The sequence below is a fragment of the Micromonospora sp. WMMB235 genome, from assembly GCF_001855515.1.
Classification (GTDB): domain Bacteria; phylum Actinomycetota; class Actinomycetes; order Mycobacteriales; family Micromonosporaceae; genus Micromonospora; species Micromonospora aurantiaca.
Genome location: NZ_MDRX01000001.1, coordinates 5127139 through 5149469 on the forward strand (window position 1 = coordinate 5127139; position 22331 = coordinate 5149469).

Below are 22331 nucleotides of genomic sequence, written 5' to 3' on the forward strand. Positions count from 1 at the left end.
TAGCAGTACAGACGACGACATAGGGGACATAGTGCTCGACGTCAACTTCTTCGACGAGCTGCGCATCGGCCTCGCCACCGCTGACGACATCCGTCAGTGGTCCCACGGCGAGGTCAAGAAGCCCGAGACCATCAACTACCGCACCCTCAAGCCGGAGAAGGACGGGCTCTTCTGCGAGAAGATCTTCGGTCCGCAGCGGGACTGGGAGTGCTACTGCGGTAAGTACAAGCGGGTCCGCTTCAAGGGCATCATCTGCGAGCGCTGCGGCGTCGAGGTGACCCGCTCCAAGGTTCGCCGGGAGCGGATGGGTCACATCGAGCTGGCCGCTCCGGTGACCCACATCTGGTACTTCAAGGGCGTGCCGAGCCGGCTGGGCTACCTGCTGGACCTCGCCCCGAAGGACCTCGAGAAGATCATCTACTTCGCCTCGTACGTCGTGACGAGCGTGGACGCCGAAGCGCGTCACCGCGACCTCTCGACCATCGAGAACGAGATCCTGGCCGAGAAGCGGCAGGCCGAGAACAGCCGCGACTCGGAGATCGAGAAGCGGGCCGCCAAGCTGGAGGCCGACCTGGCCGAGCTGGAGGCCGAGGGCGCGAAGGCGGACGTCCGGCGCAAGGTCAAGGAGGGCGGAGAGCGCGAGATGCGCCAGATCCGCGACCGGGCCCAGCGCGAGATCGACCGCCTCGACGAGGTCCTCGACACCTTCCGCAAGCTGGAGCCGAAGCAGCTGGTCACCGACGAGCTGCTCTACCGCGAGCTGCGCGACCGCTTCGGTGAGTACTTCACCGGCAGCATGGGCGCCGAGGCGATCAAGGCCCTGGTCCAGAACATGGACCTGGAGGCCGAGGCGGAGAACCTGCGCGAGACCATCCGCTCCGGCAAGGGCCAGCGGAAGATCCGTGCGCTCAAGCGGCTCAAGGTCGTCGCGGCGTTCCAGAACACCCGCAACTCGCCGCTCGGCATGGTGCTGGACTGCGTCCCGGTCATCCCGCCGGACCTGCGCCCGATGGTGCAGCTCGACGGTGGCCGCTTCGCGACCTCCGACCTGAACGACCTGTACCGGCGTGTGATCAACCGGAACAACCGCCTCAAGCGGCTGATCGACCTCGGCGCGCCCGAGATCATCGTCAACAACGAGAAGCGGATGCTCCAGGAGGCCGTCGACGCGCTGTTCGACAACGGCCGCCGTGGCCGTCCGGTCACCGGCCCGGGTAACCGGCCGCTGAAGTCGCTGTCCGACATGCTCAAGGGCAAGCAGGGCCGGTTCCGCCAAAACCTGCTGGGCAAGCGCGTCGACTACTCCGGCCGTTCGGTCATCGTGGTCGGCCCGAAGCTCAAGCTGCACCAGTGCGGCCTGCCCAAGCAGATGGCGCTGGAGCTGTTCAAGCCGTTCGTGATGAAGCGGCTGGTCGACCTCAACCACGCGCAGAACATCAAGTCCGCCAAGCGGATGGTCGAGCGGCAGCGGCCGGTCGTGTGGGACGTGCTGGAAGAGGTCATCGGCGAGCACCCGGTTCTGCTGAACCGCGCGCCGACCCTGCACCGTCTGGGCATCCAGGCCTTCGAGCCGCAGCTGGTCGAGGGCAAGGCCATCCAGATCCACCCGCTGGTCTGCACCGCGTTCAACGCCGACTTCGACGGTGACCAGATGGCGGTCCACGTGCCGCTGTCCGCCGAGGCCCAGGCCGAGGCGCGGATCCTGATGCTGTCGTCGAACAACATCCTCAAGCCGGCCGACGGCAAGCCGGTCACCATGCCGACCCAGGACATGGTCATCGGTCTGTACCACCTCACCCACCTCACCCCGGGTGGCAAGGGCGAGGGCCGGGCGTTCAGCTCGGACGCCGAGGCGCGGATGGCGTACGACAACGGCGAGCTGCACCTGCAGACGCCGGTCCGGATCCGGCTGCGCGACGTGGTCGGTGTGGACAACGGAGCCGGTGCCGAGCCGTGGACCGCCCCCGAGGGCTGGACCGAGGGCGAGCCGGTGACCGTGGAGACCACGCTGGGCCGGGTCCTGTTCAACGAGACGCTGCCCCCGGGCTACCGCTTCGTGAACTACGAGATCCGCAAGGGCCAGCTCTCCGCGATCGTCAACGACCTCGCCGAGCGCTTCCCGAAGGTGGCCCTGGCGGCCACCCTGGACGGGCTCAAGGAGGCCGGTTTCCACTGGGCCACCTGGTCCGGCGTCACCATCGGCATGGAGGACGTCATCGCTCCGCCGCGCAAGCGGGAGATCCTGGAGCGGTACGAGAAGGAAGCCGACCGGATCGACAAGCAGTACCAGCGTGGTCTGATGACCGCCGAGGAGCGCCGCGGCGAGCTCATCGAGATCTGGACCAAGGCGACCAACGAGGTCGCCAAGGAGATGGACACCGCGCTGCCGCAGGAGAACCCGCTGTGGAAGATGATCAACTCGGGTGCCCGCGGTAACCTGCTCCAGCTCCGGCAGATCGCAGCGATCCGTGGTCTGGTGGCCAACCCGAAGGGCGAGATCATCCCGCGGCCGATCAAGGCCAGCTACCGGGAGGGTCTGTCCGTGCTGGAGTACTTCATCTCCACGCACGGTGCCCGCAAGGGCCTCGCGGACACCGCCCTGCGTACCGCCGACTCGGGTTACCTGACCCGGCGTCTGGTGGACGTCTCGCAGGACGTCATCATCCGCGAGGAGGACTGCGGCACCGACCGCGCCATCCCGATGCAGGTCGGTGAGCGCATCGACGGCAAGCTGGTCGTGCACGAGCACGCCGAGACCAGCGTGCACGCCCGGACGCTCGCCGACGACATCAAGGGGCCGGACGGCACCGTGGTGGCCCACCGCGGCCAGGACATCAACTCGATCCTGGTGGACGCGATCGTCGCCGCCGGGACCGAGACGGTGCGGGTGCGCAGCGTGCTCACCTGCGAGTCGAAGCTGGGCGTCTGCGGTGCGTGCTACGGCCGCTCGCTGCCGACCGGCAAGACCGTGGACGTCGGCGAGGCGGTCGGCATCATCGCCGCCCAGTCGATCGGTGAGCCGGGTACGCAGCTGACGATGCGTACCTTCCACACCGGTGGTGTCGCGGGTGAGGACATCACCCAGGGTCTGCCCCGTGTCCAGGAGATCTTCGAGGCCCGGGTGCCGAAGGGTAAGGCGCCCATCGCCGACACCCCGGGTCGCATCCGGATCGAGGACGGCGAGCGGTCCCGCAAGATCGTGGTCATCCCGGACGACGGCAGCGACGAGATCGTGTACGACAAGATCTCGAAGCGGGTCCGGCTCCGGGCGCACGACGGCGACCACGTCGAGGTCGGCGAGAAGCTCACCGAGGGCACCATCGACCCGCACGAGCTGCTGCGCATCCTCGGCCCGCGCGCGGTCCAGGTCCACCTGACCCAGGAGGTCCAGGAGGTCTACCGCTCGCAGGGTGTGCTCATCCACGACAAGCACATCGAGATCATCATCCGCCAGATGCTCAAGCGGGTGACTGTGATCGACTCCGGCTCGACCGAGTTCCTGCCGGGCGTGCTGGTCGACCGGGCGCTGTTCGAGTCGGAGAACCGCCGGCTCGTCGGCGAGGGTGGCGAGCCCGCCGCCGGTCGCCCGGTGCTGATGGGTATCACCAAGGCCTCGCTGGCCACTGACTCCTGGCTGTCGGCGGCCTCCTTCCAGGAGACCACCCGGGTGCTGACGGACGCGGCGATCCACGCCCGCAGCGACTCGCTGATCGGCCTCAAGGAGAACGTGATCATCGGTAAGCTCATCCCGGCCGGTACGGGCATCAGCAAGTACCGCAACGTCCGGGTCGAGCCGACCGAGGAGGCGAAGGCCAAGGTCTACTCGATGACCGGCTACCCGGAGACCGACTACGGCTTCGGGCCGGCCAGCGGCCAGGCGGTTCCGCTGGACGACTTCGACTTCGGGTCGTACCGCTAAGCAGTAGGAAACGACGAGGCCCCCGGCATCCGCCGGGGGCCTCGTCGCGTCCGGAGTGCCGGGACCGGCTGCCTTCCGCCGGGACGGAAGGCCGGGTCGGGGCATGATGGAGGCATGACGACCGTGCCCGGGCAGGCGCCCGTCGTGCCGCAGGCGTACCGCCATCCGTACGACCCGGAGCCGGTCCGCTCCACCAAGGCCCGCGCCGTCTTCGCGCTCGGGCTGATCGGCGTGCTCACCGGTCTGTTCCTCGGCGGCGCGGTGCCGGCCACGATCGCGCTCGTGCTCGCCCGGCAGGCGCGCCGGGAGGCGTACGCCTCGGGTGGTTATCTCACCGGCGCGGACTGGCTGCGGCGCGGCGAGCAGATGGCGCGGACCGGTCTGGTGCTGACCGCCGCCGCGGTGGTCGCGGCGGTGGTGATCGGCGTGGTCCGCGCCGCGGACGCCTCGTTCGGCCACGACTTCGCGCCGAACTTCGACTGACCCGGTGGGGGAGCGGGCCCGCGCCCGCCCACCCCGCAATGATCGGCGGCGGTAGCCTGGCCGGTGTCCGCCGCGCGGCGGGCGCGTGTGGACAGGAGGACCCCGTGACGGAACCGGCTCCGCCGGGAGGCGACCAGCCGCGCCCCGGGCCGTACCCGCCGGGTTCCGCGTCCGCGCCGGCGCACCAGCCGGGGCCGTACGGGGCGTACCCGGGGAGTCCGCCGGCGCACGGCGGCGGGTGGCCGGCGCCGGCGAGCGTGCCCGGCCACGGCGCCTGGGGTCCGCACGGCGGGCCGGCGCTTCCGCCGCCGCCGGCCGAGACGCCGCGGCCGCCGAAGCGGGTCGACGCGGTGCCGGGTACGCCGTTCGGCGTGGTCCACCTCGACGTGCCGCCCGTCACCTCCGGCCTGGCGATCGGGTCGCTCGTCGCAGGCATCGCCGCGATCGGGGTGTCGCTGCTGGTGTTGTGCTTCGGTCTGGCCGGCCGCGACGTCGGCGGCGCCTGGGCGGCCGGCGCGTTCACGGTGCTCGGCGGGCTGATCGGCGTCGGCGCGGTGGTGGCCGGGCTGCTCGCCCGGCGGCAGATCCGGCGGCCGGCGCCGCCGCCGTCGGTGCGCTTCACCGGCGCCGGCCTGGCCGTGGCGGGTATCTCCTGCGGGGCGGCGGGGGTGCTGTTCGGCCTGATCGGGCTCGCGCTGGCTCTGGTGGTGCAGATCACGTGACGCCGCGTCTGCGACGCCTGCGGCCGGTGACCTGGGTTGAGCGGTATGTCCGGGTGTCCGAAGGCCGGGCGGTGTCGGGGCCGCCGGGTCGCGCGGCGGACGAGCCGGTACACTCGTCACTGTAGGTGCCCATCACCGGCGCATCGGCGACCCGGAGACCGGGCGGCGGACCGCACAGCGGTCCTTCCCGACCCATCCGTTTTGACCGGCGCGGCTGTGGTAGGTACTCTTTCCCCTTGTGCCCGGGCCCGCCCGGGCAATGCGTGCGTGCGCTGGAACCGGTCAGCCGGTGATCGCGCGGTCGCACCACCAAGACCAGAAGATCCGGTACGACGCGTCAGCGGCCGGCACCGGAACCGTGACTCGGGCGACACGCCCGACCGCGGGTGCTGGGGAGCCGTCAGGCGGCCCTGGTTGAAATGTAGGAGAGCCGCCCATCCGGACGGCTGGAGCAGACGGCGCGGTCGCCTCGCAGCGGCCGAAGGGAGCGGAGAAACCCGGTGCCCACCATTCAGCAGTTGGTCCGAAAGGGCCGTCAGGCCAAGACGACCAAGACCAAGACCCCGGCGCTCAAGGGGTCTCCCCAGCGGCGCGGCGTGTGCACCCGTGTGTACACCACCACCCCGAAGAAGCCGAACTCGGCGCTGCGCAAGGTCGCTCGTGTCAAGCTCAGCAGCCAGATCGAGGTGACCGCCTACATCCCGGGCGTCGGCCACAACCTCCAGGAGCACTCGATCGTGCTCGTGCGCGGCGGTCGTGTGAAGGACCTCCCGGGCGTGCGGTACAAGATCGTGCGCGGTTCGCTGGACACCCAGGGTGTCCGCAACCGCAAGCAGGCTCGCAGCCGCTACGGCGCGAAGAAGGAGAAGAGCTGACATGCCGCGTAAGGGACCCGCTCCGCGGAAGCCGCTGGTCGCTGACCCGGTGTACAACTCGCCCCTGGTCACCCAGCTGGTGAACAAGATCCTGCTGCGCGGCAAGCGTCAGCTCGCCGAGCGCATCGTGTACGCCGCCCTGGAGGGCTGCCGCGAGAAGTCCGGCACCGACCCCGTCGTCACGCTCAAGCGCGCGATGGACAACGTCAAGCCGACCCTCGAGGTGCGCAGCCGCCGTGTCGGTGGCGCCACCTACCAGGTTCCGGTCGAGGTCCGGCCGTCCCGCGCGACCACGCTCGGTCTGCGCTGGCTGGTGACCTACTCCCGGGCGCGGCGCGAGAAGACCATGGTCGAGCGGCTGATGAACGAGCTGCTGGACGCGAGCAACGGCCTCGGCGCCGCCGTCAAGCGGCGTGAGGACACGCACAAGATGGCCGAGTCGAACAAGGCCTTCGCGCACTACCGCTGGTAACACCTGAGGTTCCGGCGCCCACCGGCGCCGGAACCGCCACCAGTTGTGTCGAGACGACGATAAGTAGGGATTGAAGTGGCCGCCGCAGACGCGCTCGCCAACGTACGCAACATCGGCATCATGGCCCACATCGATGCCGGTAAGACCACTACCACCGAGCGAATCCTGTTCTACACCGGCATCACGTACAAGATCGGTGAGGTCCACGAGGGCGCCGCCGTCATGGACTGGATGGAGCAGGAGCAGGAGCGCGGTATCACCATCACTTCCGCCGCCACCAAGTGCGAGTGGAAGGGCCACACGATCCAGATCATCGACACGCCCGGCCACGTCGACTTCACGGTCGAGGTCGAGCGGTCGCTGCGTGTTCTGGACGGTGCGGTCGCGGTCTACGACGGCGTGGCCGGCGTGGAGCCCCAGACGGAGAACGTCTGGCGGCAGGCGGACAAGTACAACGTCCCCCGGATGTGCTTCGTCAACAAGCTCGACCGGACCGGTGCCGACTTCTTCCGCTGCGTGCAGATGATGATCGACCGGCTCAACGCCACCCCGCTGGTCCTCCAGATCCCGATCGGCGCCGAGTCCGACTTCATCGGCGTGGTCGACCTGGTCGAGATGCGTGCGCTGACCTGGCGCGGCGAGACCCAGAAGGGTGAGGACTACGCGGTCGAGGAGATCCCGGCCGACCTCGCCGACTCGGCTGCCGAGTGGCGCGAGAAGCTGATGGAGACCCTCGCCGACGTCGATGACTCGGTGATGGAGAAGTACCTCGAGGGCGAGGAGATCTCGGTCGACGAGATCAAGGCCGCCATCCGCCGGTCCACCATCGCCGGCAAGGCCAACCCGGTCCTCACCGGTACCGCCTTCAAGAACAAGGGCATCCAGCCGATGCTGGACGCGGTCGTCGCGTACCTGCCCTCGCCGCTGGACATCCCGGCGATCGAGGGTACGGCCACCGACGGCGAGACCCCGCTGCAGCGGAAGCCCTCGGTCTCCGAGCCGTTCTCCGGGCTGGCCTTCAAGATCCAGACCGACAAGCACCTCGGCAAGCTGACGTACGTCCGGATCTACTCCGGCACGCTCGAGTCCGGTTCTCAGGTGATCAACTCCACCAAGGACCGCAAGGAGCGGATCGGCAAGATCTACCAGATGCACGCCAACAAGCGGGAGGAGCGCAGCTCCGCCCAGGCCGGCGACATCATCGCGGTGCAGGGTCTGAAGCAGACCACCACCGGTGACACCCTGTGCGACCCGGCGAACCCGGTCATCCTGGAGTCGATGACCTTCCCGGAGCCGGTCATCGAGGTGGCCATCGAGCCGAAGACCAAGGCCGACCAGGAGAAGCTCAGCACCGCCATCCAGCGGCTGGCCGAGGAGGACCCGACCTTCCGCGTCAAGCTGGACGACCAGACCGGTCAGACGGTCATCTCCGGCATGGGCGAGCTGCACCTGGACATCCTGGTCGACCGGATGCGCCGCGAGTTCAACGTCGAGGCGAACATCGGTAAGCCGCAGGTGGCGTACCGCGAGACCATCCGCCGCAAGGTGGAGAAGGTCGAGTACACCCACAAGAAGCAGACCGGTGGTTCCGGCCAGTACGCCCGCGTGATCATCAGCGTGGAGCCGCTGCCGCTGGGCAACGACGCCCCGACGTACGAGTTCGCCAACGCGGTGACCGGTGGCCGCATCCCCCGGGAGTTCATCCCCTCGGTGGACGCGGGCGCGCAGGACGCCATGCAGTACGGCATCCTCGCCGGCTTCCCCCTGGTGGGCGTCAAGCTCACCCTGGTGGACGGCCAGTACCACGAGGTCGACTCGTCGGAGATGGCGTTCAAGATCGCCGGCTCGATGGCGATGAAGGAGGCGGCCCGCAAGGCCGACCCCGCTCTCCTCGAGCCGATGATGGCCGTTGAGGTCACCACTCCTGAGGAGAACATGGGTGACGTCATCGGCGACCTCAACTCCCGGCGTGGCATCATCCAGGCGATGGAGGAGCGCAGCGGCGCTCGCGTCGTCCGGGCTCTGGTGCCGCTGTCGGAGATGTTCGGCTACGTCGGCGACCTGCGGTCGAAGACCCAGGGCCGGGCTAGCTACAGCATGCAGTTCGACTCCTACGCCGAGGTTCCGAACTCGGTGGCCAAGGAGATCATCGCCAAGGCGACGGGTGAGTGACGCTCACCCTCGGCTGACCCGATGACACGAGGGCGGTCGCGGGAGGGTTCTCCCGCCTGCGGCCACCTCGATCGGATTGCGTGAGACCGGGCCTGTAGGCTTCATCGCCGCAGAACCCACAAAAGCTCTCCGGCCTTCCGGCCGGAAAGGCTGTCGACAGAGTCCTAAGCGCCGAACGGCGCGCCGGGGCGAACGAACCAAGAAAGTCCACAGGAGGACACCAGTGGCGAAGGCGAAGTTCGAGCGGACTAAGCCGCACGTCAACATCGGCACCATTGGTCACATCGACCACGGTAAGACGACGCTGACGGCGGCCATCACCAAGGTCCTGCACGACCAGTACCCGGACCTGAACCCGTACACGCCGTTCGACGAGATCGACAAGGCGCCGGAGGAGAAGGCCCGCGGCATCACGATCTCCATCGCGCACGTCGAGTACCAGACCGAGGCGCGTCACTACGCGCACGTCGACTGCCCCGGTCACGCCGACTACATCAAGAACATGATCACCGGTGCCGCGCAGATGGACGGCGCGATCCTGGTGGTGGCGGCGACCGACGGCCCGATGCCGCAGACCCGCGAGCACGTGCTGCTGGCCCGTCAGGTCGGTGTGCCGTACATCGTCGTGGCGCTCAACAAGAGCGACATGGTCGACGACGAGGAGCTCCTGGAGCTCGTCGAGCTCGAGGTCCGTGAGCTGCTCTCCTCGCAGGAGTACCCGGGTGACGACCTGCCGGTCGTCCGGGTCTCGGCGCTGAAGGCCCTGGAGGGTGACCCGGAGTGGACCGGGAAGCTCCTGGACCTGATGAACGCCGTGGACACCGCGATCCCGCAGCCGGAGCGCGAGACCGAGAAGCCGTTCCTCATGCCCATCGAGGACGTCTTCACCATCACCGGTCGCGGCACCGTGGTCACCGGTCGCGCCGAGCGCGGCATCCTCAAGCCGAACGAGGAGGTGGAGATCGTCGGCATCCGTGAGAAGTCGATGAAGACCACCTGCACCGGCATCGAGATGTTCCGCAAGCTGCTCGACGAGGCCCGTGCGGGTGAGAACGTCGGTCTGCTGCTGCGCGGCATCAAGCGCGAGGACGTCGAGCGCGGCATGGTCGTCATCAAGCCGGGCACCACGACCCCGCACACGGAGTTCGAGGCGACGGTCTACATCCTCTCCAAGGAGGAGGGCGGCCGGCACACCCCGTTCTTCCAGAACTACCGCCCGCAGTTCTACTTCCGGACCACGGACGTCACCGGCGTCGTCACGCTGCCCGAGGGCACCGAGATGGTCATGCCGGGCGACAACACCTCGATGACGGTGAAGCTGATCCAGCCCATCGCCATGGAGGAGAACCTGAAGTTCGCGATCCGCGAGGGTGGTCGTACGGTCGGCGCGGGTCGCGTCACCAAGATCATCAAGTGAGCTGGGTAACCCCGATTAGCGTTGCCGCCGGTCGTGCGGCATACTAGTCAGGTTGCGTAACGACAGTCGGTCACCTGCGTCCGGTTGACGCTGGACCTCCGGGAGTCAGACTGTCTCGCGTAGGGTGGTTGGCCGCCATCGGCGGTCAACCACCCTCGCGCGGCGTCCAGGTCGCGGTCACCGCGATCGGCGCCATGACCCACCGCGTGGTCAGAGAATCGCTCCGGAGTCCCGGGGCGGAGCCTGGCCCACGGGCGCGACACGCCCGACCGCGGGGGTCGGCGGAAGTGGGCCTGTGCCAGCCGGTACAGGCGCCCGCAACACAGCGGCATCGAGAGAAGGAACAGAAGCCACCATGGCGGGACAGAAGATCCGCATCCGGCTCAAGGCCTATGACCACGAGGTCGTCGACTCCTCGGCTCGGAAGATCGTCGAGACGGTGACGCGTACCGGGGCGCAGGTCGCTGGCCCGGTGCCGCTGCCCACGGAGATCAACCGTTTCTGCGTCATCCGCTCGCCGCACAAGTACAAGGACTCGCGCGAGCACTTCGAGATGCGTACGCACAAGCGTCTGATCGACATCATCGACCCGACCCCGAAGACGGTCGACTCGCTCATGCGCCTCGACCTGCCGGCTGGCGTCGACATCGAGATCAAGCTGTAGGGACCGGACAAATGGACAGGCAAGTCAAGGGGATCCTGGGCGCCAAGCTCGGCATGACCCAGGTCTGGGACAACAACAAGGTTGTGCCCGTGACCGTGGTTCAGGCCGGCCCGTGCGTCGTGAGCCAGGTTCGTAGCGCCGACAAGGACGGCTACTCCGCGGTCCAGCTGGCGTACGGGGTCATCGACCCGCGCAAGGTCAAGAAGCCGATCGCCGGGCACTACGCCAAGGCGGACGTCGCGCCGCGCCGGCACATCGTCGAGCTGCGCACCTCCGACGCCGCGGACTACGCGCCGGGCCAGGAGGTCACGGTCGAGGAGTTCCCGGCCGGCGTCGTGATCGACGTGACCGGCAAGACCAAGGGCAAGGGCTACGCCGGCCCGATGAAGCGGCACGGCTTCCACGGTCTGCGTGCCAGCCACGGTGTCGAGCGCAAGCACCGCTCGCCCGGCTCGATCGGCGCCTGCGCGACCCCGGGTCGCGTCTTCAAGGGCACCCGGATGGCGGGCCGGATGGGTGGCGTGCGCTACACCGTCCAGAACCTGACCGTCCAGGCGGTCGACACCGAGAACAACCTCCTGCTCGTCCGCGGTGCCATCCCCGGCCCGAAGGGCGCGCTGGTCCTGGTCCGCACCGCGGCCAAGGCGAAGGTGAAGAAGGGCGGTGCGGCCAAGTGACCACCGTTGACGTCATCAACGTCGAAGGCGCCAAGAGCGGCTCCGTCGAGCTGCCGGCCGACATCTTCGACGCGCAGGCCAACATCGCCCTGATGCACCAGGTCGTGGTGGCCCAGCTTGCGGCGGCCCGCCAGGGTACGCACAAGACGAAGACCCGCGGCGAGGTCTCCGGTGGAGGCAAGAAGCCGTACAAGCAGAAGGGCACCGGTCGTGCCCGCCAGGGCTCGACCCGCGCGCCGCAGTTCGCCGGCGGTGGCGTGGTCCACGGCCCGGTGCCGCGCGACTACAGCCAGCGCACCCCGAAGAAGATGAAGGCCGCCGCCCTGCGTGGCGCCCTCTCCGACCGGGCCCGCGCCGGCCAGGTGCACGTCGTCGAGGCGTTCGTCTCCGGCGAGAAGCCGTCCACCAAGGCGGCCCTGGCCACGCTGACCAAGCTGACCCAGGCCCGTCGGGTCCTGGTCGTGCTGAGCAGCACCGACGAGCTGAACTGGGTGTCGCTGCGGAACCTGCGCAACGCGCGGGACAGCCGGGTGCACCTGATCGAGGCCGGCCAGCTCAACACCTACGACGTGCTGGTGGCCGACGACGTGGTCTTCACCAAGGAGGCCCTGGACGAGTTCCTGGGCGTTCCCGCCGAGACCACCGAGGAGGATGGCAAGTGAGCACGATCGCCGATCCGCGTGACGTCATCGTCGCGCCGGTCGTCTCGGAGAAGAGCTACAGCGAGCTGAACCGCAACTGGTACACCTTCCTGGTGCACCCGGACGCCAACAAGACCGAGATCAAGATCGCTATCCAGCAGATCTTCAACGTCCGCGTCCTGACGGTCAACACGCTCAACCGCGAGGGCAAGCGCAAGCGGACCCGTACCGGGTTCGGCAAGCGCAAGGACACCAAGCGCGCGATGGTGAAGCTGGCTGACGGTGACCGTATCGAGGCCTTCGGCGGCCCGGTCAGCTGAGGGGTGTAGACAATGGCTATCCGTAAGTACAAGCCGACGACGCCGGGCCGGCGTGGCTCGAGCGTTGCCGACTTCGCCGAGATCACCCGGTCGACGCCCGAGAAGTCGCTGCTGGCTCCGCTGCCGAAGAAGGGCGGACGCAACGCCCACGGCCGGATCACCACGCGGCACCACGGTGGCGGCCACAAGCGCCAGTACCGTCTGATCGACTTCAAGCGGGTCGACAAGGACGGCGTGCCGGCGAAGGTCGCTCACATCGAGTACGACCCGAACCGCACCGCGCGCATCGCGCTGCTGCACTACGCCGACGGCGAGAAGCGTTACATCATCGCGCCGAAGGACCTGAAGCAGGGCGACCGTGTCGAGTCCGGTCCGGGCGCCGACATCAAGCCGGGCAACAACCTGCCGCTGCGCAACATCCCGGTCGGTACCACCATCCACAACGTGGAGCTGCGTCCGGGTGGCGGCGCCAAGCTGGCCCGCTCGGCCGGCGTCGGCATCCAGCTGCTCGGCCGTGAGGGCGCGTACGCGACCCTGCGTATGCCGTCCGGTGAGATCCGGCGCGTGGACGTGCGCTGCCGCGCCAGCATCGGCGAGATCGGCAACGCCGACCAGTCGAACATCAACTGGGGTAAGGCCGGCCGTATGCGGTGGAAGGGCAAGCGCCCGACCGTCCGTGGTGTCGCGATGAACCCGGTCGACCACCCGCACGGTGGTGGTGAGGGTAAGACCTCCGGTGGTCGCCACCCGGTCAACCCGCAGGGTAAGCCCGAGGGCCGCACCCGTCGTAAGGGCCAGCCGAGCGACCGGCTGATCGTCCGCCGCCGCTACGCCACGCGTAAGCGCGGCTGAGGGAGATAAGACATGCCTCGCAGCCTGAAGAAGGGCCCGTTCGTCGACGACCACCTGCTCAAGAAGGTGGAGACGCAGAACGACAAGGGCTCGAAGAACGTGATCAAGACCTGGTCGCGGCGCTCGACGATCATCCCGGAGATGCTGGGTCACACGATCGCCGTGCACGACGGACGCAAGCACGTCCCGGTCTTCGTGACCGAGGCCATGGTCGGGCACAAGCTCGGCGAGTTCGCGCTGACCCGCACGTTCAAGGGTCACGAGAAGGACGACCGGAAGAGCCGCCGGCGCTGACGCCGCGGGCATACGGATAGAGGAACAAGGGGTTACAGCGATGCCAGGAAAGGGCGACGCTCCGGTGCTTCCGGGCGCGCGGGCGGTTGCGCGGCACGTGCGCATCTCGCCGATGAAGGCGCGCCGGGTGGTCAACCTCGTCCGCGGCCTGCCCGCGAAGGAGGCGCTCACGGTGCTGCAGTTCGCGCCGCAGGCTGCGAGCGAGCAGGTGTACAAGGTGCTCGCGAGCGCGATCGCCAACGCGGAGAACAACGAGCGGCTGGACCCCGACGCGCTGCTCGTCAGCGAGGCGTTCGTCGACGAGGGCCCGACCATGAAGCGGTTCCGGCCGCGTGCGCAGGGCCGGGCGTACCGGATCCGGAAGCGCACCTGCCACATCACCGTGGCGGTCGAGGCGGTTGCGGCGGCCACGCCGAAGAAGTCGGCGAAGAAGGCCGCTCCGGCCAAGCCGGCCGCTGAGGAGCAGAGCACGACGGAGGGTGCCGAGTAATGGGTCAGAAGGTTCACCCGACCGGGTTCCGGCTCGGCATCTCGACCGACTGGAAGTCCCGCTGGTTCGCGGACAAGCTCTACAAGGACTACATCGGCGAGGACGTCAAGATCCGCCGCATGATGTCCAAGGGCCTCGAGCGCGCCGGCATCTCCAAGGTCGACATCGAGCGCACCCGTGACCGGGTCCGCGTCGACATCCACACCGCCCGGCCGGGCATCGTCATCGGCCGTAAGGGTGCGGAGGCCGACCGGATCCGCGGCGAGCTGGAGAAGCTCACCGGCAAGCAGGTCCAGCTGAACATCATCGAGGTCAAGAACCCCGAGTCGGACGCGCAGCTGGTCGCCCAGGGCGTCGCCGAGCAGCTCTCCAGCCGGGTCAGCTTCCGTCGGGCCATGCGCAAGGCGATGCAGTCCGCGATGAAGAACCCCGCCTGCAAGGGCATCCGGGTTCAGGTCTCGGGCCGTCTCGGCGGCGCCGAGATGAGCCGGACCGAGTTCTACCGCGAGGGCCGGGTTCCGCTGCACACGCTGCGGGCCAACATCGAGTACGGCTTCTTCGAGGCCCGTACCACCTTCGGCCGGATCGGCGTGAAGGTCTGGATCTACAAGGGCGACGCCGTCCCGGGCCGTGAGGCCCCGGCCGAGGCCGCCCCGTCGCGCGGCCCGCGCCGTGACCGTGGCGACCGGCCGGACCGGCCGCGCCGTGGCCGCTCGGGCTCGTCCGGTACGACCGCCGGTGGCACCGAGGCCGGCCGGGCTGCCGCGACCACCATCGCGCAGCAGGCGGAGACGCCGGCCGGTGAGCCGGTCGACAGCAGCGCTGTCGCCGCAGCCGCCTCGGCTCCGGTCGGTAACCAGCCGGCAGAAACGCAGCAGGAGGGCTGACAGATGCTGATGCCGCGCAAGCCCCCGAAGGGCTTCCGCAAGCCGCACCACCCGGACCGCAGTGGCGCGTCCAAGGGTGGTAACCGGGTGGTGTTCGGCGAGTTCGGGATCCAGGCTCTCGAGCCGGCGTACGTGACCAACCGCCAGATCGAGTCGGCGCGTATCGCGATGACCCGCCACATCAAGCGTGGCGGCAAGGTCTGGATCACGATCTTCCCGGACCAGGCCCTCACCAAGAAGCCGGCCGAGACCCGGATGGGTTCCGGTAAGGGTTCGCCCGAGTGGTGGGTCGCCAACGTGAAGCCGGGGCGGGTTCTCTTCGAGATGTCCTTCCCCAACGAGCAGATCGCGCGAGAGGCGATGCGTCGCGCGATCCACAAGCTCCCGATGAAGTGCCGCATTGTTACGCGCGAAGTGGGTGAATCCTGATGGCAGCGGGCGTCAAGCCCTCCGAGCTGCGTGAGCTCTCCGAGGAGGAGCTGGTCACGAAGTTGCGCGAGGCGAAGGCGGAGCTGTTCAACCTCCGCGTGCAGGCCGCAACCGGGCAGCTGGACAACAACCGGCGGCTGCAGGTCATCCGTCGGGAGATCGCCCGGATCTACACGATCATGCGTGAGCGTGAGCTGGGTCTCTCGGCCGCGCCGACTGAGGTGACTGCATCATGAGTGAGAACACCACCGCCCCCGCGCGGTCCCGCCGCAAGGTCCGCGAGGGCCTCGTGGTCAGCGACAAGATGGACAAGACCGTCGTGGTCGAGGTCGAGGACCGCGTCAAGCACGCGCTGTACGGCAAGATCATGCGCCGTACGAGCAAGCTGAAGGTGCACGACGAGCAGAACTCGGCCGGCATCGGCGACCGGGTCCTGATCATGGAGACCCGGCCGCTGTCCGCCACCAAGCGCTGGCGGCTCGTGGAGATCCTCGAGAAGGCCAAGTAGCGAAGGCTCGAGCTCGGCCGGGTCTCGGTCGGGCGCAGGTTCCGCCAGGCTCCGGCCGCCCCGAGCGGCCGGAGAACCGGCAGACATAGGAGATAGACGTGATTCAGCAGGAGTCGCGACTGCGCGTCGCCGACAACACGGGTGCCCGGGAGATCCTGTGCATCCGGGTGCTCGGCGGCTCCGGTCGGCGCTACGCGAGCATCGGCGACGTCATCGTGGCGACCGTCAAGGACGCGATCCCCGGTGCCGGTGTGAAGAAGGGCGACGTCGTCAAGGCCGTCGTCGTTCGGACCGCCAAGGAGAGGCGGCGGCCGGACGGGTCGTACATCCGCTTCGACGAGAACGCCGCCGTCATCATCAAGGACGGTGGGGACCCGCGCGGTACCCGCATCTTCGGCCCGGTGGGCCGGGAGCTGCGGGACAAGCGGTTCATGAAGATCATCTCTCTCGCGCCGGAGGTGTTGTGACCGTGAAGGTCAAGAAGGGCGACACGGTCGTCGTCATCGCCGGCAAGGACAAGGGTGCCAAGGGCAAGGTCATCGCGGCCTACCCGAGGCAGGACAAGGTCCTGGTCGAGGGCGTGAACCGGGTCAAGAAGCACACCCGCATCAGCACCACCCAGCGTGGCGCCAAGACCGGTGGCATCGTCACCCAGGAGGCCCCGATCCACGTCTCGAACGTGATGGTCCTGGACTCCGACGGCAAGCCGACCCGCGTCGGCTACCGGATCGACGACAACGGCCAGAAGGTCCGCATCGCGCGTAGCACCGGTAAGGACCTCTGATGACCACGGCTACCGAAACCAAGACCCTGCCGCGCCTCAAGGAGCGGTACCGCAACGAGATCGTGGGCGAGCTGCAGAAGCAGTTCGAGTTCGCCAACCCGATGCAGGTTCCGCGGCTGGTCAAGATCGTCGTCAACATGGGTGTCGGCGAGGCCGCTCGCGACGCCAAGCTGATCGACGGGGCCGTCCGCGACCTGGCCACCATCACCGGCCAGAAGCCGCAGGTCCGGCGGGCCACCAAGTCCATCGCGCAGTTCAAGCTCCGCGAGGGCATGCCGATCGGCGCGAAGGTCACCCTGCGCGGCGACCGGATGTGGGAGTTCCTGGACCGGCTGCTCTCCATCGCGCTGCCGCGTATCCGTGACTTCCGCGGCCTGGACGGGCGCAAGCTCGACGGGCACGGCAACTACACGTTCGGCCTGACCGAGCAGTCGGTGTTCCACGAGATCGACCAGGACAAGATCGATCGCCAGCGGGGCATGGACATCACGGTGGTCACGACCGCCACGACCGACGACGAGGGCCGGGCGCTGCTCAAGCTCCTGGGCTTCCCGTTCAAGGAGAACTGAGATGGCCAAGAAGGCGCTGATCCTCAAGGCGGCCGCGAAGCCGAAGTTCTCGGTTCGCGCGTACACCCGCTGCCAGCGGTGCGGGCGTCCGAAGGCGGTCTACCGCAAGTTCGGTCTCTGCCGGGTGTGCATCCGGGAGATGGCCCACCGCGGTGAGCTGCCCGGCGTGTCCAAGGCTTCCTGGTAATAGCCCGGCGCGCTCCGGCGCGTCAGCTGAACTGTCTCTTCGCCGTAGGCCCCGGGCCTGGCCCGGGGAACCCCGGCGAGAAAGGTTGACGAGTTTTCATGACGATGACCGACCCGATCGCAGACATGCTCACGCGTCTGCGTAACGCCAACCAGGCGTACCACGACCGGGTGACGATGCCCTACTCGAAGATCAAGGCGAACATCGCCGAGGTCCTCAAGGCCGAGGGTTACATCGCCACCTGGTCGGTCGAGGAGCCCGAGGAGGGCGCCGTCGGCAAGCGACTGGTCGTCGAGCTGAAGTACGGCCAGAACCGCGAGCGGAGCCTGGCCGGCATCAAGCGCGTGTCCAAGCCCGGTCTCCGGGTGTACGCCAAGTCGGACGGGCTCCCGCGGGTGCTCGGCGGGCTGGGCGTGGCGATCATTTCGACGTCCCAGGGGCTGCTCACCGACCGGCAGGCCCGCAAGCGGAGCGTTGGCGGGGAAGTCCTCGCCTTCGTCTGGTAACGGGAGACAGGTAGAAATGTCGCGTATTGGACGTAAGTCGATCCCGGTGCCTGCCGGCGTCGACATCACGATCGACGGCCGGACCGTCAAGGTCAAGGGCCCCAAGGGCGAGCTGAGCCACGTGCTGGCCGAGCCGATCACGGCGGAGCGGGGCGAGGACGGCGAGCTGCACGTCAACCGGCCCAACGACGAGCGCAAGGCCAAGGAGCTGCACGGCCTGAGCCGTACGCTGGTGGCCAACATGATCGTCGGTGTCACCGAGGGCTACCGCAAGAGCCTGGAGATCGCCGGTACCGGTTACCGCGTGACCGCCAAGGGCAAGGACCTGGAGTTCGCGCTCGGGTTCTCGCACCCGGTCCTGGTTCCGGCGCCGGAGGGCATCACCTTCACGGTCGAGAAGCCGACGCTGTTCCACGTGGCCGGCATCGACAAGCAGCAGGTCGGCGAGGTCGCCGCCAACATCCGGAAGATCCGTCCGCCGGAGCCCTACAAGGGCAAGGGCGTGAAGTACCAGGGCGAGGTCATCCGCCGCAAGGCTGGAAAGGCAGGTAAGAAGTGAGCGCCACGCTGCTCAAGCGCCGCCGCGGCGTCGCCGCCAAGCGTGCCGTCGGGCGTGCGCGTCGGCACTTCCGGGTCCGCAAGAACGTCAGCGGCACCGCCGAGCGTCCCCGCCTGGTCGTCACCCGCTCCCTGCGCCACGTGGTGGCCCAGGTCGTGGACGACACCAAGGGTCACACCCTGGCGTCGGCCTCGACCATGGACGCCTCGCTGCGCGGCGCCGAGGGCGACAAGAGCGCCCTGGCCGGCAAGGTCGGCGCCCTGCTCGCCGAGCGCGCCAAGGCCGCCGGCGTCTCGAAGGTCGTCTTCGACCGCGGTGGCAACCGGTACGCGGGGCGTGTCGCCGCGCTTGCCGACGCCGCCCGCGAAGCCGGGCTCGAGTTCTAGAAACCCCGTCACGAGAGAGAAGGAAGGCTGCTGATGCCAGGTCAACAGCGCCGTGGCGGCGGGTCCGGTGGCAACGAGGGTGGTCGCCGCGACAACCGCCGTGAGGGCGGCCGCGGAAACGCGCCCGTCGAGAAGACCCCGCACCTCGAGCGGGTCGTCGCGATCAACCGCGTCGCCAAGGTCGTGAAGGGTGGTCGTCGCTTCAGCTTCACCGCCCTGGTGATCGTGGGCGACGGCGACGGCACCGTCGGTGTGGGCTACGGAAAGGCCAAGGAGGTGCCCGCGGCGATCGCCAAGGGTGTCGAGGAGGCCAAGAAGCACTTCTTCAAGGTGCCGCGGATCGGTCAGTCGATCCCGCACCCGGTCACGGGCGAGGACGCCGCCGGTGTGGTGCTGCTCAAGCCGGCCTCCGCCGGTACGGGCGTCATCGCCGGTGGCCCGGTGCGTGCCGTGCTGGAGTGCGCGGGCATCCACGACGTGCTCTCCAAGAGCCTCGGCTCGTCCAACCCGATCAACATCGTGCACGCCACGGTGGCGGCCCTGAAGGGGCTCGAGTCCCCGGAGCAGGTCGCGGCCCGTCGTGGTCTGCCGGTCGAGGACGTCGCGCCGGCCGCCATGCTGGCGTCGCGGGCGGGGGTGGCGTCCTGATGGCACGCCTGAAGGTCACCCAGGTCCGGTCCGAGATCGGGACCAAGAAGAACCAGCGTGACTCGCTGCGTTCCCTCGGTCTCAAGCGGATCAACGACGTGGTGGTCAAGGAGGACCGGCCGGAGATCCGCGGCATGATCTTCACGGTCAACCACCTCGTGAAGGTCGAGGAGGTCGAGTAATGACGATCAAGGTGCACCACCTGCGTCCGGCTCCCGGCGCCAAGACCGACAAGACCCGTGTGGGTCGCGGTGAGGGCTCGAAGGGCAAGACGGCCGGTCGCGGTACCAAGGGTTCCAAGGCCCGCAAGAACATCTCGGCGGCGTTCGAGGGTGGGCAGATGCCCATCCACATGCGCCTGCCGAAGATGAAGGGCTTCAAGAACAAGTTCAAGGTCGTGTTCCAGGTGGTCAACCTGGACCGGCTGGCCGAGCTGTTCCCGAACGGCGGCCAGGTCGGCCCGGTCGAGCTGGTCGAGGCCGGCGCGGTCCGCAAGGGTCACCCGGTCAAGGTGCTCGGCACCGGCGACCTCGGCGGCGTGTCCCTCCAGGTGTCGGCGCACGCGTTCAGTGCGTCGGCCAAGGAGAAGATCACCGCCGCCGGTGGCTCGGTCACCGAGCTGTAAGACGATGTTCATGGCGCCCGCTCAGTTGTTCGCGACTGGGCGGGCGCCATGGTCTACCGGCCACGTGTGCGCCGGGTAACATCGGATTCGGTTTATGTAGCCGGGCGCATCTGCCCGGACCGGGACCGGGCTGTTAGAGTCCGTTCCCAGCCATGGATTCCGGACACTCCGTCCGGCACCACACCCCGCCCCGCCAGGGACTCGTCACCGGCGGCCCGCGTCGCGCAGGAGGAAGAAGTTGCTGTCCGCCTTTCTCAGTGCGTTCCGTACGCCTGACCTGCGCAAGAAGCTGCTGTTCACAGTAGGCATCATCGCGGTCTACCGGCTGGGCGCCACGCTGCCCAGCCCGGGCGTCTCGTACGGCAACGTGCAGAAGTGCCTCGACACGATCCAGGGTGGCAGCACGGGTGTGCTGAACCTGCTGGATCTCTTCTCCGGTGGCGCGCTGCTCCAGCTCTCGGTCTTCGCGCTGGGCATCATGCCCTACATCACCGCGTCGATCATCCTTCAGCTGCTGACGGTGGTGATCCCGCGCCTGGAGCAGCTCCGCAAGGAGGGCCAGGCCGGGCAGGCCAAGATCACGCAGTACACCCGCTACCTGACGCTGGGCCTGGGTGTCCTCCAGGCCTCGGCGTTCGTGGCGCTGGCCCGCTCCGGGCAGCTGTTCAACAACCAGTGCGACCAGTTCCCGATCGTGCCCGAGGGCACCGGCATCCCGAACTGGCTGACCCTGAGCATCCTGGTCATGACCATGACCGCCGGCACCGGCGTGGTGATGTGGCTCGGTGAGCTGATCACCGACCGGGGCGTCGGCAACGGCATGTCCGTGCTGATCTTCACCTCGATCGCGGCCCGCCTCCCCAGCGAGGGCTGGAAGATCAAGACCACCAAGGGCTGGGGGATGTTCCTCCTCGTCATCGCCCTGGTGCTGGTGGTCATCACCGCTGTCACGTTCATCGAGCAGGCGCAGCGCCGCATCCCGGTGCAGTACGCCAAGCGCATGATCGGCCGGCGGATGTACGGCGGCACGTCGACCTACATCCCGCTGAAGGTGAACCAGGCGGGCGTCATCCCGGTCATCTTCGCCTCGTCGCTGCTCTACCTGCCGCAGCTCGCGCTCCAGTTCTTCGATCAGAACGACCCGGGCAAGGTCCAGGCGTGGATCCAGAACCACATCGTGAAGGCGAGCGCGCCGGAGCACATCGCGATCTACTTCCTGCTGATCATCTTCTTCACGTACTTCTACGTGTCGATCACGTTCAACCCGACCGAGGTCGCGGACAACATGAAGAAGTACGGCGGCTTCGTGCCGGGCATCCGCCCCGGCAAGCCGACCGCCGAGTACCTCGACTTCATCCTCAGCCGGATCACCCTGCCGGGCGCGCTCTACCTGGGCATCGTCGCGATCCTGCCGAACTTCTTCTTCATCTGGCTCGACAACCAGCAGTTCCAGAACTTCCCGTTCGGCGGCACCGCTGTGCTCATCATGGTCGGCGTCGGTCTGGAGACCGTGAAGCAGATCGAGAGCCAACTCATGCAGCGGAACTACGAAGGGTTCCTGCGGTAGATGAGACTCGTTCTGGTTGGCCCGCCGGGCGCGGGCAAGGGCACACAGGCGGAGTTCGTCGCCGCGCACCTCTCGGTGCCGAAGATCTCGACCGGTGACATCTTCCGGGCGAACGTCTCCCAGGGCACGCCGCTGGGCGTCGAGGCCAAGCGGTACATGGACGCCGGCAAGCTGGTTCCGGACGAGGTCACCATCAACATGGTGCGGGACCGGCTCGCCGAGCCGGACGCGAGCGAGGGCTTCCTGCTCGACGGCTTCCCGCGGACCACTCCGCAGGCCGCCGCGCTGGACAAGCTCCTCGCCGACCTCGGCACCGCGCTGGACCTGGTGCTGGAGCTGGTCGTCGACGACGACGAGGTGATCCGGCGGCTGTCCGGCCGGCGCACCTGCCGCGGCTGCGGCAAGATCTGGCACGTCGAGTTCGACTCGCCGAGCCGGGAGGGCGTCTGCGACCGCTGCGGCGCCGAGCTGTTCCAGCGCGACGACGACAAGCCGGAGACCATCGCCGCCCGGCTGCGGGAGTACGCCGAGAAGACCGCGCCGCTCGTGGACTACTACGGCGCCCAGGGCAAGCTGGTCGGCATCGACGCGACCGGCCCGGTGGAGGACGTCACCGTCCGCGCCATCGACGCGCTGCGCTCGTACGGCGGCTGAGGTCCCACCCGCCACCCGGCGGAT

30 protein-coding genes are annotated in these 22331 nt (G+C 68.3%); all 30 read left to right on the forward strand.

Going from position 1 to position 22331, the window contains the following annotated elements:
• Positions 1-31: 31 nt before the first annotated feature.
• The 30 genes from BFV98_RS22660 (at position 32) to BFV98_RS22805 (ending at position 22307) form a co-directional block, all read left to right on the forward strand.
• Entirely contained in the window at positions 32-3919 is a 3888-nt protein-coding gene (locus tag BFV98_RS22660; protein ID WP_013288640.1) for a DNA-directed RNA polymerase subunit beta', read from the forward strand.
• A 114-nt stretch (positions 3920-4033) separates the two neighbouring features.
• Entirely contained in the window at positions 4034-4402 is a 369-nt protein-coding gene (locus BFV98_RS22665) for a hypothetical protein (RefSeq protein WP_041784065.1), read from the forward strand.
• A gap of 350 nt (positions 4403-4752) precedes the next feature.
• Positions 4753-5124: a hypothetical protein gene (locus BFV98_RS32335; protein ID WP_176739877.1), complete on the forward strand. Its 372-nt coding sequence runs from the start codon at positions 4753-4755 to the stop codon at positions 5122-5124.
• Positions 5125-5624: 500 nt separating this feature from the next.
• Positions 5625-5999: a 30S ribosomal protein S12 gene (rpsL, locus tag BFV98_RS22675; RefSeq protein ID WP_007465318.1), complete on the forward strand. Its 375-nt coding sequence runs from the start codon at positions 5625-5627 to the stop codon at positions 5997-5999.
• 1 nt (position 6000) lies between these two features.
• Positions 6001-6471, forward strand: a complete 471-nt coding sequence (gene rpsG, locus BFV98_RS22680; RefSeq protein WP_013288637.1) for a 30S ribosomal protein S7 — start codon at positions 6001-6003, stop codon at positions 6469-6471.
• 75 nt (positions 6472-6546) lie between these two features.
• A complete protein-coding gene (gene fusA / locus BFV98_RS22685; RefSeq protein ID WP_013288636.1) occupies positions 6547-8643 on the forward strand; it encodes an elongation factor G in 2097 nt (698 codons plus the stop codon).
• 223 nt (positions 8644-8866) lie between these two features.
• Complete coding sequence (gene tuf, locus BFV98_RS22690) at positions 8867-10060, forward strand: elongation factor Tu (RefSeq protein ID WP_013288635.1); 1194 nt, start codon at positions 8867-8869, stop codon at positions 10058-10060.
• 355 nt (positions 10061-10415) lie between these two features.
• Positions 10416-10724: a 30S ribosomal protein S10 gene (rpsJ, locus tag BFV98_RS22695; protein ID WP_007073037.1), complete on the forward strand. Its 309-nt coding sequence runs from the start codon at positions 10416-10418 to the stop codon at positions 10722-10724.
• A gap of 11 nt (positions 10725-10735) precedes the next feature.
• Positions 10736-11401, forward strand: a complete 666-nt coding sequence (gene rplC, locus BFV98_RS22700) for a 50S ribosomal protein L3 (protein ID WP_013288634.1) — start codon at positions 10736-10738, stop codon at positions 11399-11401.
• Positions 11398-12063: a 50S ribosomal protein L4 gene (rplD, locus tag BFV98_RS22705; protein ID WP_013288633.1), complete on the forward strand. Its 666-nt coding sequence runs from the start codon at positions 11398-11400 to the stop codon at positions 12061-12063. The genes rplC and rplD overlap by 4 nt, the downstream gene beginning before the upstream one ends.
• Complete coding sequence (rplW, locus tag BFV98_RS22710; protein WP_013288632.1) at positions 12060-12362, forward strand: 50S ribosomal protein L23; 303 nt, start codon at positions 12060-12062, stop codon at positions 12360-12362. Before rplD ends, rplW begins: the two co-directional genes overlap by 4 nt.
• A gap of 12 nt (positions 12363-12374) precedes the next feature.
• Positions 12375-13214, forward strand: coding sequence for a 50S ribosomal protein L2 (gene rplB, locus BFV98_RS22715; RefSeq protein ID WP_013288631.1), 840 nt, complete (start codon positions 12375-12377; stop codon positions 13212-13214).
• 12 nt (positions 13215-13226) lie between these two features.
• Positions 13227-13508, forward strand: a complete 282-nt coding sequence (gene rpsS / locus BFV98_RS22720; RefSeq protein WP_007073032.1) for a 30S ribosomal protein S19 — start codon at positions 13227-13229, stop codon at positions 13506-13508.
• A gap of 40 nt (positions 13509-13548) precedes the next feature.
• Positions 13549-13998 carry a 50S ribosomal protein L22 gene (gene rplV, locus BFV98_RS22725; protein WP_013288630.1) on the forward strand — a complete coding sequence of 150 codons (450 nt, stop codon included), beginning with the start codon at positions 13549-13551 and terminating at the stop codon, positions 13996-13998.
• A complete protein-coding gene (rpsC, locus tag BFV98_RS22730; protein ID WP_013473694.1) occupies positions 13998-14885 on the forward strand; it encodes a 30S ribosomal protein S3 in 888 nt (295 codons plus the stop codon). The genes rplV and rpsC overlap by 1 nt, the downstream gene beginning before the upstream one ends.
• Before the next feature lie 3 nt (positions 14886-14888).
• Positions 14889-15314, forward strand: a complete 426-nt coding sequence (gene rplP / locus BFV98_RS22735; RefSeq protein WP_007465292.1) for a 50S ribosomal protein L16 — start codon at positions 14889-14891, stop codon at positions 15312-15314.
• On the forward strand, positions 15314-15550 hold the full coding sequence (gene rpmC / locus BFV98_RS22740) for a 50S ribosomal protein L29 (protein WP_013288628.1): 237 nt from the start codon (positions 15314-15316) through the stop codon (positions 15548-15550). Before rplP ends, rpmC begins: the two co-directional genes overlap by 1 nt.
• Complete coding sequence (gene rpsQ, locus BFV98_RS22745) at positions 15547-15822, forward strand: 30S ribosomal protein S17 (RefSeq protein ID WP_013288627.1); 276 nt, start codon at positions 15547-15549, stop codon at positions 15820-15822. The genes rpmC and rpsQ overlap by 4 nt, the downstream gene beginning before the upstream one ends.
• Before the next feature lie 98 nt (positions 15823-15920).
• The gene (rplN, locus tag BFV98_RS22750; RefSeq protein WP_007465279.1) at positions 15921-16289 is read left to right on the forward strand and encodes a 50S ribosomal protein L14; all 369 of its coding nucleotides are present in this window, start codon (positions 15921-15923) and stop codon (positions 16287-16289) included.
• Positions 16286-16606, forward strand: coding sequence for a 50S ribosomal protein L24 (gene rplX, locus BFV98_RS22755; RefSeq protein WP_013288626.1), 321 nt, complete (start codon positions 16286-16288; stop codon positions 16604-16606). The genes rplN and rplX overlap by 4 nt, the downstream gene beginning before the upstream one ends.
• Complete coding sequence (gene rplE, locus BFV98_RS22760; protein WP_013288625.1) at positions 16606-17175, forward strand: 50S ribosomal protein L5; 570 nt, start codon at positions 16606-16608, stop codon at positions 17173-17175. The genes rplX and rplE overlap by 1 nt, the downstream gene beginning before the upstream one ends.
• 1 nt (position 17176) lies before the next feature.
• Entirely contained in the window at positions 17177-17362 is a 186-nt protein-coding gene (locus BFV98_RS22765; protein WP_007073023.1) for a type Z 30S ribosomal protein S14, read from the forward strand.
• A gap of 98 nt (positions 17363-17460) precedes the next feature.
• Complete coding sequence (gene rpsH, locus BFV98_RS22770; RefSeq protein WP_013288624.1) at positions 17461-17868, forward strand: 30S ribosomal protein S8; 408 nt, start codon at positions 17461-17463, stop codon at positions 17866-17868.
• 16 nt (positions 17869-17884) lie between these two features.
• Entirely contained in the window at positions 17885-18427 is a 543-nt protein-coding gene (gene rplF, locus BFV98_RS22775) for a 50S ribosomal protein L6 (RefSeq protein ID WP_013288623.1), read from the forward strand.
• Positions 18424-18813: a 50S ribosomal protein L18 gene (gene rplR, locus BFV98_RS22780; protein WP_013288622.1), complete on the forward strand. Its 390-nt coding sequence runs from the start codon at positions 18424-18426 to the stop codon at positions 18811-18813. The genes rplF and rplR overlap by 4 nt, the downstream gene beginning before the upstream one ends.
• A 33-nt stretch (positions 18814-18846) precedes the next feature.
• Positions 18847-19461, forward strand: a complete 615-nt coding sequence (gene rpsE, locus BFV98_RS22785; protein WP_013288621.1) for a 30S ribosomal protein S5 — start codon at positions 18847-18849, stop codon at positions 19459-19461.
• Positions 19461-19643, forward strand: coding sequence for a 50S ribosomal protein L30 (rpmD, locus tag BFV98_RS22790; RefSeq protein WP_013473693.1), 183 nt, complete (start codon positions 19461-19463; stop codon positions 19641-19643). The genes rpsE and rpmD overlap by 1 nt, the downstream gene beginning before the upstream one ends.
• Positions 19643-20086 carry a 50S ribosomal protein L15 gene (rplO, locus tag BFV98_RS22795; protein ID WP_013288620.1) on the forward strand — a complete coding sequence of 148 codons (444 nt, stop codon included), beginning with the start codon at positions 19643-19645 and terminating at the stop codon, positions 20084-20086. Before rpmD ends, rplO begins: the two co-directional genes overlap by 1 nt.
• A gap of 238 nt (positions 20087-20324) precedes the next feature.
• Entirely contained in the window at positions 20325-21653 is a 1329-nt protein-coding gene (secY, locus tag BFV98_RS22800) for a preprotein translocase subunit SecY (RefSeq protein ID WP_013288619.1), read from the forward strand.
• The gene (locus tag BFV98_RS22805) at positions 21654-22307 is read left to right on the forward strand and encodes an adenylate kinase (protein ID WP_013288618.1); all 654 of its coding nucleotides are present in this window, start codon (positions 21654-21656) and stop codon (positions 22305-22307) included.
• The last annotated feature ends 24 nt before the right edge of the window (positions 22308-22331 follow it).

Bases quoted from the DNA above. Each gene is read 5' to 3' on its own strand.
- rpsH (WP_013288624.1), top strand. From the start codon at position 17,461: ATGACGATGACCGACCCGATCGCAGACATGCTCACGCGTCTGCGTAAC.
- rpsQ (WP_013288627.1), top strand. From the start codon at position 15,547: ATGAGTGAGAACACCACCGCCCCCGCGCGGTCCCGCCGCAAGGTCCGC.
- rpsJ (WP_007073037.1), top strand. From the start codon at position 10,416: ATGGCGGGACAGAAGATCCGCATCCGGCTCAAGGCCTATGACCACGAG.
- rpmD (WP_013473693.1), top strand. From the start codon at position 19,461: ATGGCACGCCTGAAGGTCACCCAGGTCCGGTCCGAGATCGGGACCAAG.
- rpmC (WP_013288628.1), top strand. From the start codon at position 15,314: ATGGCAGCGGGCGTCAAGCCCTCCGAGCTGCGTGAGCTCTCCGAGGAG.
- BFV98_RS22805 (WP_013288618.1), top strand. From the start codon at position 21,654: ATGAGACTCGTTCTGGTTGGCCCGCCGGGCGCGGGCAAGGGCACACAG.
- BFV98_RS22765 (WP_007073023.1), top strand. From the start codon at position 17,177: ATGGCCAAGAAGGCGCTGATCCTCAAGGCGGCCGCGAAGCCGAAGTTC.
- BFV98_RS22665 (WP_041784065.1), top strand. From the start codon at position 4,034: ATGACGACCGTGCCCGGGCAGGCGCCCGTCGTGCCGCAGGCGTACCGC.
- rpsE (WP_013288621.1), top strand. From the start codon at position 18,847: ATGCCAGGTCAACAGCGCCGTGGCGGCGGGTCCGGTGGCAACGAGGGT.
- rpsS (WP_007073032.1), top strand. From the start codon at position 13,227: ATGCCTCGCAGCCTGAAGAAGGGCCCGTTCGTCGACGACCACCTGCTC.
- rpsG (WP_013288637.1), top strand. From the start codon at position 6,001: ATGCCGCGTAAGGGACCCGCTCCGCGGAAGCCGCTGGTCGCTGACCCG.
- rplE (WP_013288625.1), top strand. From the start codon at position 16,606: ATGACCACGGCTACCGAAACCAAGACCCTGCCGCGCCTCAAGGAGCGG.
- rplB (WP_013288631.1), top strand. From the start codon at position 12,375: ATGGCTATCCGTAAGTACAAGCCGACGACGCCGGGCCGGCGTGGCTCG.
- rplV (WP_013288630.1), top strand. From the start codon at position 13,549: ATGCCAGGAAAGGGCGACGCTCCGGTGCTTCCGGGCGCGCGGGCGGTT.
- rplP (WP_007465292.1), top strand. From the start codon at position 14,889: ATGCTGATGCCGCGCAAGCCCCCGAAGGGCTTCCGCAAGCCGCACCAC.
- rplO (WP_013288620.1), top strand. From the start codon at position 19,643: ATGACGATCAAGGTGCACCACCTGCGTCCGGCTCCCGGCGCCAAGACC.
- rplC (WP_013288634.1), top strand. From the start codon at position 10,736: ATGGACAGGCAAGTCAAGGGGATCCTGGGCGCCAAGCTCGGCATGACC.
- rpsC (WP_013473694.1), top strand. From the start codon at position 13,998: ATGGGTCAGAAGGTTCACCCGACCGGGTTCCGGCTCGGCATCTCGACC.
- rplF (WP_013288623.1), top strand. From the start codon at position 17,885: ATGTCGCGTATTGGACGTAAGTCGATCCCGGTGCCTGCCGGCGTCGAC.